General features: G+C 39.1%; 15 protein-coding genes and 1 tRNA gene. 6 read left to right on the top strand and 10 right to left on the bottom strand.

The features are described from left to right. Nucleotides 1-380: 380 nt before the first annotated feature. The 5 genes from rlmN to B2V92_RS18860 form a co-directional block, all read right to left on the bottom strand. The gene (rlmN, locus tag B2V92_RS18840; RefSeq protein WP_113947506.1) at nt 381-1,436 is read right to left on the bottom strand and encodes a 23S rRNA (adenine(2503)-C(2))-methyltransferase RlmN; all 1,056 of its coding nucleotides are present in this window, start codon (nt 1,434-1,436) and stop codon (nt 381-383) included. 89 nt (nt 1,437-1,525) lie between these two features. After that, nucleotides 1,526-2,500: a 23S rRNA pseudouridine(2604) synthase RluF gene (gene rluF / locus B2V92_RS18845; protein WP_293311104.1), complete on the bottom strand. Its 975-nt coding sequence runs from the start codon at nt 2,498-2,500 to the stop codon at nt 1,526-1,528. A gap of 27 nt (nt 2,501-2,527) precedes the next feature. Beyond that, a complete protein-coding gene (locus B2V92_RS18850; protein ID WP_293311106.1) occupies nt 2,528-3,049 on the bottom strand; it encodes an NADPH-dependent FMN reductase in 522 nt (173 codons plus the stop codon). Nucleotides 3,050-3,458: 409 nt separating this feature from the next. Continuing rightward, complete coding sequence (locus B2V92_RS18855; protein ID WP_293311108.1) at nt 3,459-4,019, bottom strand: DinB family protein; 561 nt, start codon at nt 4,017-4,019, stop codon at nt 3,459-3,461. Nucleotides 4,020-4,264: 245 nt separating this feature from the next. Beyond that, nucleotides 4,265-4,954, bottom strand: coding sequence for a helix-turn-helix transcriptional regulator (locus tag B2V92_RS18860; RefSeq protein WP_293311109.1), 690 nt, complete (start codon nt 4,952-4,954; stop codon nt 4,265-4,267). A 139-nt stretch (nt 4,955-5,093) separates the two neighbouring features. On the opposite strand from B2V92_RS18860, the gene B2V92_RS18865 reads away from it, so the two are divergent. Further along, complete coding sequence (locus tag B2V92_RS18865) at nt 5,094-7,571, top strand: ATP-binding protein (protein WP_293311110.1); 2,478 nt, start codon at nt 5,094-5,096, stop codon at nt 7,569-7,571. A 42-nt stretch (nt 7,572-7,613) separates the two neighbouring features. Here the strand turns inward: B2V92_RS18865 and B2V92_RS18870 are convergent, their stop codons facing one another. The 4 genes from B2V92_RS18870 to B2V92_RS18885 all read right to left on the bottom strand — a co-directional run bounded on the left by B2V92_RS18870 (nt 7,614) and on the right by B2V92_RS18885 (nt 10,108). After that, nucleotides 7,614-8,945, bottom strand: a complete 1,332-nt coding sequence (locus tag B2V92_RS18870; protein WP_293311112.1) for a sigma-54-dependent transcriptional regulator — start codon at nt 8,943-8,945, stop codon at nt 7,614-7,616. A 69-nt stretch (nt 8,946-9,014) separates the two neighbouring features. Then, nucleotides 9,015-9,326 carry a hypothetical protein gene (locus B2V92_RS18875; protein WP_055910615.1) on the bottom strand — a complete coding sequence of 104 codons (312 nt, stop codon included), beginning with the start codon at nt 9,324-9,326 and terminating at the stop codon, nt 9,015-9,017. A 74-nt stretch (nt 9,327-9,400) separates the two neighbouring features. After that, on the bottom strand, nt 9,401-9,712 hold the full coding sequence (locus B2V92_RS18880) for a hypothetical protein (RefSeq protein WP_113947514.1): 312 nt from the start codon (nt 9,710-9,712) through the stop codon (nt 9,401-9,403). A gap of 81 nt (nt 9,713-9,793) precedes the next feature. Further along, nucleotides 9,794-10,108, bottom strand: a complete 315-nt coding sequence (locus B2V92_RS18885) for a hypothetical protein (protein WP_293311117.1) — start codon at nt 10,106-10,108, stop codon at nt 9,794-9,796. Between the two features lie 377 nt (nt 10,109-10,485). Here B2V92_RS18885 and B2V92_RS18890 point away from each other — a divergent pair. Further along, nucleotides 10,486-10,558, top strand: a tRNA-Thr gene (locus tag B2V92_RS18890). Here B2V92_RS18890 and B2V92_RS18895 read toward each other — a convergent pair. Continuing rightward, nucleotides 10,524-10,751 carry a hypothetical protein gene (locus B2V92_RS18895; protein WP_293311119.1) on the bottom strand — a complete coding sequence of 76 codons (228 nt, stop codon included), beginning with the start codon at nt 10,749-10,751 and terminating at the stop codon, nt 10,524-10,526. The two genes, B2V92_RS18890 and B2V92_RS18895, sit on opposite strands and share 35 nt — an antisense overlap. Before the next feature lie 19 nt (nt 10,752-10,770). Between B2V92_RS18895 and B2V92_RS18900 the strand changes: the two genes are divergently transcribed. The 4 genes from B2V92_RS18900 to B2V92_RS18915 all read left to right on the top strand — a co-directional run bounded on the left by B2V92_RS18900 (nt 10,771) and on the right by B2V92_RS18915 (nt 14,483). Next, entirely contained in the window at nt 10,771-11,844 is a 1,074-nt protein-coding gene (locus B2V92_RS18900; RefSeq protein ID WP_293311121.1) for an amidohydrolase family protein, read from the top strand. Nucleotides 11,845-12,176: 332 nt separating this feature from the next. Next, complete coding sequence (locus tag B2V92_RS18905) at nt 12,177-13,139, top strand: D-2-hydroxyacid dehydrogenase family protein (RefSeq protein WP_293311123.1); 963 nt, start codon at nt 12,177-12,179, stop codon at nt 13,137-13,139. 51 nt (nt 13,140-13,190) lie between these two features. Then, nucleotides 13,191-14,147, top strand: coding sequence for an NAD(P)H-dependent flavin oxidoreductase (locus B2V92_RS18910; protein ID WP_293311125.1), 957 nt, complete (start codon nt 13,191-13,193; stop codon nt 14,145-14,147). Nucleotides 14,148-14,210: 63 nt separating this feature from the next. After that, a complete protein-coding gene (locus B2V92_RS18915) occupies nt 14,211-14,483 on the top strand; it encodes an acylphosphatase (RefSeq protein WP_293311127.1) in 273 nt (90 codons plus the stop codon). Nucleotides 14,484-14,547 lie beyond the last annotated feature (64 nt).

Consider the following 14,547-nt stretch of genomic DNA (forward strand, 5'->3'; position numbering starts at 1 on the left):
ATGTTGAAGGGTTTTCTTCGTTTATAGCAATTTGGTTTAAGGCGGAAGGTGTAGCGTGTAAGGTACTATAGCCAAAAGCATTCCCGTTAATCATCATCCGATAAATAGTGGCTATTGTAGGGTGGTGCATTTATTTATTCCCGCAGATAACGCTGATCTTCGCAGAACTCCAGTTCCATCTTCCATTTTACATCTTCCATACTGAGTTAATTAGCCCTGATGGAAGCGATATCCCTTTTGGTAGAGGTAAAGTTGTTTTACGGTATAAGTTTCCAAAAGGATTTAGCGTACAGCAGGACAGAACCCAACCGATAAGCACAGTAATTGCGCTCCAAAAAAAATGTGAAGAAATTTGTATTAAGAAATATTTAATGAATAGATTAAGCGTTCGCTTCTTCTTTAACGGCTAATTGTCCGCAGGCGGCGTCAATATCTTTACCACGGCTACGGCGGATGTTTGTATTAATGCCCTGGCTTTTTAAGTAATTCGAAAAAGCATCAATTTTATCGCCTTCGGCATTCGTAAAATCGGCAAAAGAAATGGGGTTATATTCAATCAGGTTTACCTTACATGGAATATGTTTGCAGAATTTAGCTAAATCCATTGCATCCGAAATCTCATCATTAAAATGATTAAAAACGATGTATTCGTAAGTTACCGGATTTTTGGTTTTTGCGAAGTAGTACTTAAGTGCATCTGCCAAAGCTTTTAGCGAATTTGCCTCATTGATAGGCATAATTTCATTGCGCTTTTCATCGTTAGCGGCATGTAGCGAGAGTGCAAGATTAAATTTAGCGCCATCATCACCCAGTTTTTTGATCATTTTGGCAATACCTGCCGTTGATACCGTTATGCGTTTATAGCTCATGTTTAAGCCATCAGGAGCAGTGATACGCTCAATAGACTTTAATACGTTGGCATAATTTAACAATGGCTCACCCATGCCCATATACACGATGTTGGTAAGGGGGTTATTATAATTTTGCTTGGCCTGTTTATCAATCAATACGACCTGATCGTAAATTTCGTCGGCGTTTAAATTACGCTTACGGTCCATGTAGCCCGTTGCGCAGAATTTACAGGTTAAGCTGCAACCTACCTGTGAGCTTACACAGGCCGTCATACGATCTTCCAAAGGAATTAAAACACCTTCAACAATATTGCCATCGGCTAATCGAAAAGTGTTTTTAATGGTATGGTCGTTACTGAATTGGGAATTGTTAACCTGAACAGCATTAATGGCAAAGGCCTCATCCAAAGCTTTACGAAGATCTTTAGATAAATTACTCATCTGCTCGAAACTCGTAGCCGATTTTTCCCAAAGCCACTGATAAATCTGCTTGGCCCTAAATGCAGGCTGTTGCATAGCTACAAGGTGTTGTTGCAATTGGGGAAGATCTAATGCACGGATATCGGTTTTCTTTGCTGTTACCATTTGTTGCAAAGGTACTTAAAAAAGGCAGAAGGTAAAAAGGTGGAGGGTATAAGGTATGTAGATAAGGCCAAATTTTACAAATTTTTAGCTTATCTTCCTCTGCCTCTTGTGTTTGACTTGCCTGCAGGCTTACCTTTTGCTGGTTTCGAATTCCTATTACTGGTATTGCTTTTACCAGTGGGTTTTGATCCTGAGTGTGCTCCTGGTTTTTTGCCTGAAGATTTTTGTCCAGATGGTTTTGGTTTAAAGGCCTTTTTAGGCTGTTCTTCTCTAAGCTCAGGAATTTCCTCCCAGGCATTTGTTTTTTTCTTAGGAGCACTTTTCGGTTTTGATTTCGCCTCAGACGATGAATTTTCGACACTTTTGGTGATGCTTTTCATCTCCTCTTCGGTAAGTTCCCTGAATTCCCCGGTTGGAATACCTTTAAGGTTGATGTTCATAATGCGGGTACGTTCGAGTTTGGTTACTTCATAACCAAAATGCTCGCACATTCTGCGGATCTGTCTGTTTAAACCTTGAATTAAGATAATATTGAAAACAAATGTGCTGATTTGGCGTACCTTACATTTTCTTGTATTTACGCCCAAAATAGGGACACCATTACTCATCTCGAAAATAAAATTCTCGTTAATGGGTTTATCTACCGTAACCACATATTCTTTCTCGTGTTTGTTCCCTGCCCTTAAAATTTTGTTAACTATATCGCCGTTATTGGTCAAAAAAATTAATCCTGATGAATCTTTATCCAATCGACCGATCGGGAATATTCTTTCACTATGGTTAACATAATCTACAATATTACCGCGCACACTGGCTTCGGTGGTACTGGTAATGCCAACCGGTTTATTAAATGCCAGTAAAATGAAATTACTTTCTTCTTTCGGTTCGATATTGTGGCCGTTTACCATCACTTTATCGCCTGCAAAAACCTGATCCCCTACCTTTGCTCTTTTTCCATTAATGAAAACAGTACCTTTTTCGATATAACGATCTGCTTCACGGCGTGAACATAATCCACTTTCGCTGATAAATTTATTTAAACGGGTTGCAGAGTTATTGTTCATGCTGCAATTTTACGGAAATAAATTGTGTTATCCATTCTCCATAGCAGCAACAAATGTTTGGATGGTGCTTTTGAGTCTGGTTAAAGTTTCATGCTCTGTAATTTCCGCATCATTGTTGATCTTCGCTTTTGCAAATGGGATGAGCTGAGGAACTATTTTCGCTTCGAGCACGGTTAAAATATCGATAATTGACTGATAAGCTTTTTCACCCTGTGTGGAGGCAACAAGGGCCAATACAGGTTTGCCCGAAAATGAAGCTGAACTTACGGTCCAATCGATCAGGTTTTTTAACGAACCCGGTAAACCCATCGCATATTCGGGAGTGGAAATGAGTATCCCATCAGCATCATGTATTGCTAAGCGAAGATCTATGATTGACTTTGGTGGATTTTCCAGATCTAAATCAGGATTATAATGTGGGAGATTTGAAATGGAAGGAAAATTACTTACCCCGAAATCTTTTCCTAAAAGCTGGCTGATAGCAGAAATATAAAGCGCGTTGGTTGATGAAGTTTTTGTACTGCCGGAAATTGCCAATATTTTTTTCATTGCTAAAAATAGCAAAGTGAATGTGGATTAGAAAGTATGGCAGGTAATCCCATCGTCATTTCAAATGAACCACTAAAACGGACCAGGTTTCAACGGCTCATTAAAAATGGTAACCTCAATTCGAGAATATTTATGCGCTGTAATCAATTTTATCCTATTATTCCTAACGCGATCGTCATGCTGAACTTGTTTTATTAGCCCCTTTTATTGTTTTTATAGGTCTAATAGCTACTTCGTGGTCAGCATCTTTCCTGCTAGATAGACCCTGAAATAAATTCAGGGTGACGGCTTGAGCTAAAAATAGCAATTACGGATGGATTAAAAAGCATGGCGGCTAATCCCATCGTCATTTCAAATGAACCATTGAAACGCACCAGGTTTCAACAGTCCATTTAAATATGGTAACAAACTAAAAACTCTGATCGTCGGCACTCGGGCCGTAGCTTCCCGGGATAGGAATATCCAATAACCTTAAGTATACGCCTAATTGTGCACGGTGATGGCTGGTTTGACTAAACGAATGGCGGATGGTTTCGTATTTAGAATAATCGGCCAAAACCTGTTTGCCCATGCTTAATATCCAACGGCCATTTAAATCCTCCTCTTTAGCTTTTTCCAATGCCGCTGTTCCTTCTGCATAATTCTTTTCCAATAATTTTACCAGGTCATCTGCGTTTTCTACAGGTGGTTCGGTATAAGGTGTTGCTTCGAAATCCAGTCCATCGGTTGTTAAAGCCAATGAAACCCAGCTCGGCAGATCGGCAATATGGATAGCAAGCGATTTCATTTTCATACTTTTTTCATGCGGTGCCCAGCCAAATTTATCTGCCGGTACCAATGCCAGGAATTTTTTTGTGGTGTTAAATTCCGCTTCAAACTCTTTCAATAATAATTTAATAATGTCCATATTGTTCTGTTTTGTTTTTTCTACTGTGTGCAATTCCCATATTAATAAATCAGCAATGCTCATGATTTTTGATGTTGGTTTATACAAAGAAAACACGGGCAACTGACAACCCTATGGCAGCGTAAAAAAATAATTTCAACATATCGTCATCTCGAGCGAAGTGCAACGCAGCCGAGAGATCTATCTCGAGGTAGATATCTCCATTCCACTGCGTTATTAATGCGATCGTAATGCTGTCCCGAAGCTTCGGGATCCGTATCTTTCTTATAGAATAGACCCTGAAATAAATTCAGGGTGACGTGTATGGTTTAATAATTTACCGGCAGCAAATGCATATAATCGCTCAGTGGCATGTGCTGTGTTTTTCTGAATGGGATGCCCAGGTTTTTAAGGCAGATAATCCTGGTGAGGTTAAAATCACGGTATTGGTTACGGAAATGGCACCAGGCAATTAAATGCCAGCTAAATGCATAGAAAATCAATCCGATGGGCTCTACTTCTCTTTTACTAACTTCTTCCTTATTGTTTTTATAATCCAGTTCAATCAGATTCTTCTCGCCTATGGCGTGCTGAATAAGAGACAGGTATTCGAAGTTGAAACTCAGTCTTTCAGGAATCTGCAATTTGATATGCTGATTTAAAGTTTCCAGTTTTTCTTTCTGGCCACTTTTAAGCACTGCTTTTACCTTGGTAAGCGCAGTAGAATAATGCGAACGGATGGAGTTATCGGCAAAACCATTTACCAAACTTTCTACTAATAAGAGTGCATTTGCTTCTTCCATATTAAAGGAAACCGGTGGCAGGAAATAGCCCTGAACCAGGTAATAACCCTTATGTTGCTCGAAACTTACGGGTATACCCTGCTCACCAAGCGCCTTAACATCGCGGTAAACCGTACGTACGCTCATGTTAAACCTTTCTGCAATTTTTTCTGCTGTAATGTATTTTTTGGATTGTAGTAAGGTTAAAATTCCGAAAAGGCGGTCGATACGGTTCATGTCTGGTTTTGTTAGGCGATGATAAAATTAAAATTTTTTAAGCAATTTTCTTGTGGTACGTTATTTGTAAAAGATAATCAGTATCAATCTCTGGCTATAAACCGTTATAATAATGGTTTGGGGCATATAACTGAATTAAATGGCGGCTGTTATCCAAAAACGTTTCTTCCGGGCAATAAAAAGTAAAGTAATTATAGGCTTCCTGTTTGCCTGTTTTGCACTGTTACTGGCATGGGGTATCAGTAAATTTGCCTTTACACGTATGCTCGATACTGTGGAAGAGATTTCTGCACCGAACGACCGTTTAAGGATTGTTAATGATCTTTCGCACAAAATTGCGAGATTGGATCAGTTGCAGCGCGACGAGGCCTTTAATAAACAGGGCACTTATAGCTTTTTAAAAGAATCGCGTAAGTTAAGATCCAGTTTAGATACCCTCCGCAAGTTATACCGTGGCGATTCGGCCCAGTTGGCCAGGATAAAATCGATCAAAAATTTACTTTCCGACCGTGATAAACAGTTTGTAAACTACCTGAAAGTGAGAGAAACCCTGGTTAATACCAAATCATTTTCGGATGAGGTGCAGAAACTGAATGAACTGGTGGCTACACGGGCAAGGCAAACAGATAGCGCGGTATTAACCACCGAAACTACTACCTCTACCACAACAGTTGCACCAGAGGAACAACAGAAATCGAGGGGTTTTTTGAGTAAACTTTTTGGCAAGAAAAAATCAGATGTTTATAAAATCATTAACGAAGAATTTAAAGTTAAACGCGATACTTTAAACGCGAAGGCCGAAGACAGTATTATGAAAAGTATGACGGGTTCGTTAAAAAATATCGAACTCGAGCAACGTCAGAAAAGCCAGAAATTTTTAAAGCGAGAGGCCGATTTATCAAGTGCCAGTAACGCCTTAACTGCTAAAATGCTGCAGATTTTACGCGAAGTGGAGGGCGAGGCCGTAGCGCAGGTTGATTTAAATGGCATTCAGGCCAAAGAAGTAGTTAATGATGGCATTACGCAGATTACCACCATTATCATCATTTTCTTTTTTCTAACGGTGATTTTGCTTTATCTCATTATGGCCGATATTACCAAAAGTAATAAATACAGAAAGGCTCTTGAGCTGGCCAAAGATGAGGCCGAATATCATGGTAAAGCCAAACAACGCTTTCTGTCTAACATGAGTCACGAGATTCGTACACCTCTACAATCTATTTTAGGTTATGCCGAACTGATCACCCAGCAGGAAAAACCCAATAAAAAAGATGTTGATGCCATTTACCAGTCGTCTATCCATTTACTGCAGATTGTGAATGAAGTATTGGATTACAACCGTATTATTTCAGGCGAATTTAGTTTCAATAACCAGGTATTTAATATCCGTAAAGCATTAGATGAGGTAGTTTCGGTAATGCGGCCTTTGGCTGAACAAAAATTGCTTGAGTTAAATGTTTCTCTTGATCTGGCTAATCTGGAGTTTGTAAAAGGCGATGCTTTCAGGCTAAAACAGATTTTATTCAATTTATTGGGTAATGCAGTAAAATTTACGCTTAAAGGTGAGATCAATTTATCGGTTTCCTATAAAAAACAGGGCGAAGACCTGCATTTTCATTTTACGATAAAAGATACCGGAATAGGTTTTGAAGAAAAAGATATTCCAAAAATATTTAACGAGTTCGAACAGATCGAATCACCTGAAAAGTATATCATCAACCAAACGGGTACAGGTTTAGGATTGCCGATTGTTAAATCGCTGATCGAAACGCAGGGCGGGCGGATACATGTTAAAAGTAAACCAGGTGTTGGTACTACCTTTAATATTTATATGAAATATGAAAGTACCACCGAACATGTTAACGATGCGCTCGATCTCGAACATTATGCCATTGTAAATCCGGGTACTGTTTGGGTAATTGATGATGATAAACTTATCCTCGATCTGTGCGGGGTAATTTTCGGGAAAAACAAAATTCCTTTTAAAAGTTTTACACAGGTGGCTGATATTTTACATACCGAGCCGGATGCTGACCTTAAATATGTACTGGTTGATATGCGTATGCCGGAAATGACGGGTTTTGAACTTTGCCACTTACTGAAAAAGAAACTGCCAAATAATATTAAATTTTACGCCATTACCGCACAGGTTTTGCCCGAAGAACGCGAAATGGTGTTGAGTGGTGGTTTTGATGGTTTGATTATGAAACCTTTCAGGGCGGTTGATATCCTTTCGATATTTGATAAAACCGAAATTTTAACCGAACAGCCTGAATTTGATTTCTCATCTATCGAAAAAATGACTTTTGGTGATCAGCAGATGCTCGAAAAAATCCTGAACCGATTTAAACAGGACTCTATTGACGACGCTGCATCACTTAAAGAACATATAAACGATAACGATCAGGAAAAATGCCGGTTGCTGGTTCATCGCCTTGCTGGCCGTACGGCGCAGATGGGGGCTAAAACCATGGCCAATGCATTCCGCATACTGGAAATAGAAATTGCTGAAAAAGGATTAACTGATCATGCGAAATCTGAAATCTTACTACAGATCAAAAAACTCGATAGCCTGATAACTTTTATCGGGAAGATGGATTATGCGGGGGCTGAATAATGGAGTATGTAAGATGTAATATGGATGATGTGAAATGAATCCTTATTCAATGCCATAACGTTCCATTTTAGCATAAAGCGTTTTACGGTCGATATTTAAAATTTTGGCAGCTTTTGATTTATTATGTCTAACCTTGATCAGTGTTTCGGTGATCAGGGCCTTTTCGTTCTGTTCATTTACCGCTTTCAGATCCGATGAATTGCCGGGTGCCGATTGGTGCTGAACAGAAATCATCATTTCATCAGGCAGGGCCTCCACCTGTGCAACATCGCCGGGACTTAATAAAACCATGCGTTTAATCACATTGCTCAGTTCGCGCAGATTACCGGGCCAATCGTAACTCAATAATAATGATTTTGCCTCTGCAGATACACTTTTTACGTTCCGTTCCAGATCGCGGTTCGATAACTGTATAAAGTGGTTGATGAATAGTTCTAAATCTCCGCCTCTATCACGTAATGGCGGCAACTGGATCTTAAATTCATTTAACCGATGATATAAATCTTCCCTGAATTCGCCCTGTTGCATACTATTGGCCAGGTCATCATTGGTAGCGGTAATAATGCGCACATTTACCGGAATCTGTTTCGTGCTGCCCAAAGGCTGGATCACCCTTTCCTGTAAGGCACGGAGCAGTTTAATCTGCACTTCGTAACTCAGGTTTCCTACCTCATCCAGAAATAGGGTACCACCGTTAGCTGCTTCAAACTGGCCTTTTTTATCATTTAATGCACCTGTAAATGCACCTTTAACATGGCCGAATAGTTCGCTGGCGGCTAGATCTTTCGATAAAGCACCACAGTCAATCGCCACGAAAGGTTTATCAGCCCGTTTACTTTGCTGGTGAAGTGTTCTGGCTGCAAATTCCTTTCCGGTTCCACTTTCTCCCTGTATAATAACCGACATATCGGTAGGCGCAACCAGGTTAATATGCCCGTATAATTTATCGGCAATGGCACTTTTGCCCTTAATAAAATCGCTGTTTGTTTCTTTCGGTTCAGCGCTTTTCAAATCCTTTTTCGCTAAAGAATTTTTGATCACCATTAATAACTCGTCGGGGTTAACCGGCTTGGTAATGTAATCAAAAGCACCCAATTGAATTGATTTTACCGCGGTGCGCACATCATTAAAGCTCGTCATAATGATTACCGGTATGGAAAGACCCAGATCTCGGATGTGGGTAAGCACTTCGAACCCTGTGCCATCCGGAAGGCGGTAATCGATTAAAAGCAGGTCGAATTCGCTGTTCTCTACCTGTTTAAAAGATTGTTTTACATGGGTTACAAGGGTAACTTCATGACCGTTTTTTGTTAAAAAACCTTCAAGTAATTGAGCAAATGTTGTATCGTCTTCTAGAATCAGGATTCTCGCCATATAACAAAAATAAGAAAAGCCGGACATAATCCGGCTTTCTTATAATAGGTAGATGTAATATTTAGGTTTTTATTGTACGGGTTTACCGTCTTTATCAATTTTAACCGAACCAGTTTCTGCTTCTTTTTTAACATTGATTAAGTAGTATTCCTTTGTTCCTTCTTTAACAGACCAGGCTTCGGTAGCGGTCCATCCTTTATAAGCATCAGATTTTAATGCTGTGGTTACCGGCTCAGGTAATTCTTCCAGTTTAACCGGGGTTTTTACTGCACTATCCTGAACTGCAACAATTGCAGCGTTTTTGATTGTATTTACTTCACTAGCCTGTACTGCTGTGAATCCTGCGAATGCTAATGTAGCGGCTAAAACGAACTTTTTCATGATATTATGTTTTATATGCAACTTGCGTTGCGTTAAATATTTAAATTAATTGTGAATGCTAAATGTTATTTAGCTTATTGAACTGGTTTACCGTCTTTATCGATTTTAACCGAACCGGTTTCAGCTTCTTTTTTAACGTTGATTAAATAATACTCTTTGGTACCTTCTTTAACCGACCAAGCTTCAGTTGCTGTCCAGCCTTTGTAGGCGTCTGATTTTAATGCGGTGGTTACTGGGGCAGGTAGCTCTTCCAATTTAACCGGAGTTTTTACTGCACTATCCTGAACTGCAACAATTGCAGCATTTTTGATTGTATTTACTTCACTTGCCTGTACTGCTGTGAATCCTGCGAATGCTAATGTAGCGGCTAAAACGAACTTTTTCATGATATTATGTTTTAAATATTGTTGGTAACTTTCGTTACTGATTAAATACTTGTTAATTGTGGAGCGCTAAATTTTTCGATATTATTGAACCGGTTTACCGTCTTTATCGATTTTAACCGAACCGGTTTCAGCTTCTTTTTTAACGTTAATTAAATAATACTCTTTGGCACCTTCTTTAACCGACCAAGCTTCAGTTGCTGTCCAGCCTTTGTAGGCGTCTGATTTTAATGCGGTTGTTACTGGGGCAGGTAACTCTTCCAATTTAACCGGAGTTTTTACTGCACTATCTTGAACTGCAACAATTGCAGTAGTTTTAAAATCTTTTACTTCACTTGCCTGTACTGCTGAGAACCCTGCGAACGCTAAGAATGTAGCTGATAAAATGAACTTTTTCATAATATGTATTTTAAAATTTAATTTGTGTAACAATACTTGCTAATGTTTCATAATGATGCCAAATAGAATTTTTTATTTAAGATATTGGTTATCAGGAGTTTTTGTTTGTGCCAAAGTTTTAGAATTGGGGGATTTCTCCACACTTTGGGGTGAATGACTACAAGTTTTGCAGTTGTTTTGTGTTGAGCCGTTGAATGTTATTGCAAATAACCGTGCATTCAGATGTTATCATCCCATCGTGCCGTAGGATATTACCATCCTACGGATTTAATTAACTGTCAGATGGTAACATCTGACCACACATAAAAAAAGCAAAAAAATAATTTTCAGTTTTTGAAAAAAGAAGTTTTTTTTCTATCATTGCAGCCCGATTAAAAGCCTCCTTAGCTCAGCTGGTAGAGCAACTGACTTGTAATCAGTAGGTCATTGGTTCGATTCCGATAGGAGGCTCTTTTTCTTTCCCGGTTTTTCTAATTTCTATAGAAAAAACAAAAATCATTTCATCATCAAAATAAGCTAGGCTCCCGAAAAATATTTTTTTTGCTGCTGCTATTGCGCTAATTTGCATCATGCTAAAATATTTTTCAGCCGATTGGATTTTTCCTGTAAAGTCGGCTCCGGTTAAAAATGGAGCTGTTGCCATAAAACCGGATGGCGAAATCGTGGACGTGTTAACTGAAGAAGAGATTGTAGATCTTGATCAGGATATCACAAAATATAAGGGAGCCATTGTTCCGGGTTTTATCAACAGCCATTGCCATTTAGAACTTTCGCACATGCTGGAGCAGATCCCCGAACGTACCGGATTGGTAGAGTTTGTACGGAGCATTATTGCAAACCGGCAGGCGAATGCTGAGCAGATTTTATCAGCCATGTATGATGCAGACCAAAAAATGTTCGAAAACGGTATTGTAGCTGTTGGCGACATTTCCAATCAGGTTTCTTCCAAAGAGGTAAAAAGAAAAAGCAAAATCCATTATCACACCTTTATAGAGGCATTAGGTTTTAACCCTGAACGTGCGGATGCCATAATGGACCATGTTAGGGGTATAAAACAGGATTTTGAGCCACTACCGGCATCTATTGTTCCACACGCACCTTATACTGTATCCCCCGAATTGTTTGAATTAATCAGGAAAGAAGCCGAAAAGGCCAATGCCTTTATTAGTGTGCATAACCAGGAAACAGATAATGAAAATGCTTTTTTTGAAAATAAATCAGGTGGATTCTTAAAGCTTTATGAGTTTTTGGGGATGGACATCTCTTTCTTTGAGGCTACAGGTAAAACATCATTACAAAGCTGGTTGCCGTATATTAAGGAACAAAAAACTTTATTGGTGCACAATACGGTTTCAAAAAGGGCTGATGTAATATTTGCGAAAGAGCAGAATAACCATTTGTACTGGTGCCTTTGTCCGCAGGCAAATCTTTATATCGAAAATACTTTACCTGATGTTGATCTCCTGATGGATGAAAAAGTAAAGATTACATTGGGTACCGATAGTTTAGCAAGTAACCACCAGCTTAATATCCTATCGGAAATGATTACATTACAAAAAAACAAACAGGTAGCTTTTGAAAAGCTGTTAAGCTGGGCAACTATAAATGGTGCTGAATTTTTAGAACTTGATAAACAGCTTGGAACAATCGAAGTTGGCAAAAAACCGGGACTAAACCTGATACAGCTATCTGCTGGTTTTGTAATAGAGAGTGATGAGGTTAAGAAACTGATTTAATAGTATGCCTTAAAAACTTCATATTTTAATGTGAGTATTAAGATTTATCCCAGCTTTGATTTTATCTGTTTGCTTCGCATTAAAAAAGCATTTTTTTAATGTGAACTGTATTTGTTTTGGTTCGTTTGAGGTGATGTCAAAGAAAGATTATTAATTTGACCTCGATTAATCTTATGCGTTTTGAGCAGTTTTTAGCCTACTTACCTAGCGAGATCGTCATGCTGAATTCATTTCAGCATCTTTCCTTTTAGATAGACCCTGAAATAAATTCAGGGTGACGACTCTGAGGCAAAAAATATCTACAGAATGTCTTTTAAACCAATGCTAATAATATGAAAATAGCCATATTAGATGATTATCAGAATACAGTTAGAAAACTGGCATGTTTCAATTTATTAAAGCACCATGAAGTTGTTATTCTTAATCAAACTGAGAAAGATCCTGGTGTGTTGGCCGAAAAAATTAAAGATGCAGAAGCCCTGGTTTTGATCAGGGAGCGGACAGCAATCACTGATGACCTGCTTTCAAAATTGCCAAAACTAAAGCTGATCAGTCAAACAGGAAAAATTTCCAATCATTTAGATTTAACTGCCTGTACCAAATATAAAGTAGCCGTTGCCGAAGGTGTTGGTTCGCCAGTTGCACCTGCCGAGTTAACATGGATTTTGTTAATGAATGTTTTAAGGCAGATCCCCAATGCTGTTGAGGGATTGAAAAAAGGTGAATGGCAGGTGAATATCGGCGAAAGTGTTAATGGAAAGATAATCGGTATCTGGGGCTATGGGAAAATAGGTAAAATAATTGCCGGTTATGCCAAAGCTTTTGGCGCAAAGGTTCTGGTGTGGGGCGGTGAGCAATCGAGGACAAATGCAATAAATGATGGTTTTGAAGCAGCTGAAAGTAAAACCACTTTTTTTAAAACTGCCGATGTGATTTCGCTTCATCTCCGTTTGAATAATGAAACAACAGGTATTGTAACTGGGGCTGATTTAAATTTAATGAAAACCTCGTCGGTGCTGATCAATACTTCGCGGGCCGAACTTATTGAAAAAGGAAGTCTTGTTAAAGCCTTAAAAATTGGCAGACCAGGTTTTGCTGGTATAGATGTTTATGAAAATGAGCCTGCTTATGATACTAGCTTAGAACTGCTCAATATGCCGAATGTGGTTTGTACCCCACACCTTGGTTATGTAGAAAAGAACAGTTACGAGCTCTATTTTAGCAAAGCGTTCGAAAATATCATCAATTACATCAACGGAAAACCCACAAATATTGCCAACCCAGCTATACTTTAATATGAAATGCAATGGTACGTGTCATCACCTACCATCACTAAAAAGTTTTTTATGAATCCAATCTGTAAACTCTTCAATATAAAATATCCCATTATACAGGCCGGAATGGTTTGGTGCAGTGGTTGGAAACTGGCTTCGGCAGTTTCTAATGCAGGCGGTTTGGGCATTATCGGCGCAGGTTCCATGTATCCAAAAGTTTTAAGAACACATATCCAAAAATGTAAACTGGCTACCGATAAAACTTTTGGTGTTAACATTCCGTTGCTTTATCCCAATATTCAGGAAATTATTGATGTAGTGATTGAAGAAGGGGTAAAGATTGTATTTTCTTCTGCCGGTAATCCTGCCACCTGGACCAGCACCTTAAAAGAAAAAGGAATTACTGTAGTGCATGTAATTGCCAATACAAAATTTGCATTAAAAGCACAAGAAGCTGGGGTAGACGCTATCGTTGCAGAAGGTTTTGAAGCTGGTGGGCATAATGGCAGAGAAGAAACCACAACCATGTGTTTAATCCCAATGATTAAAGAATCGGTGCAGATTCCGGTTATTGCGGCCGGTGGTATAGGAAGTGGAAAAGCCATGTTGGCGGCTTTCGCTTTAGGTGCCGATGCCGTTCAGGTAGGTTCGGCCTTTGCTGTTGCCGAAGAATCATCAGCCCACCCGGCATTTAAAAATAAAATTATTTCGGCAGCTGAAGGAGATACCAAACTGGCCATGAAAAAACTCGTTCCGGTAAGGTTATTAAAAAACGAATTTGCCGATGCAGTTTCTATAGCTGAAGCCGAAGGTGCAGACCGAGCCCGTTTAATGGAACTTTTGGGCAGGGCAAGGGCAAAATTGGGCATGTTTGAGGGCGATATGGATAATGGCGAACTAGAAATCGGCCAGGTTTCGGCAATGCTCAAAGAAATTAAACCCGCTAAAACTATTCTTGAAGAAATTTGGTCAGGTTTTAAATCCGAACTGCAAAGATTTAACAGTTTATCCCGCGAATTGAACTTATAAACAAATTGGTATACGATTGGATTATTAACTTTGCAGCATTAAAACATTTCAACCTTACAACAAATGAAACATTTAAATATAGTAGTAACCGGCAAAGTACAGGGCGTTGGCTTTAGGGAAACCACCAAAATTATCGCCAACCAAATGATGGTTAGCGGTTTTGTAAGGAACGAAAAAGACGGATCGGTTTACATCGAAGCAGAAGGCGAAGACATTTTCCTCGAAGAATTTGTAAACTGGTGCAACGAAGGTCCCGACCGCTCGCGTGTAGAAAATGTAACCGTAAGCGATGGTGAAGTAAAAAACTATCGTAATTTTGAAATTTTAAGAAAATAAATTGTTGGATTGTTGAGTGGTTATATTGTTCTGTTATGGAGCATGCCTAAATGTGCAGCACCTG

This window comes from Pedobacter sp. UBA5917 (genome assembly GCF_002432345.1).
Classification (GTDB): Bacteria; Bacteroidota; Bacteroidia; order Sphingobacteriales; family Sphingobacteriaceae; genus Pedobacter.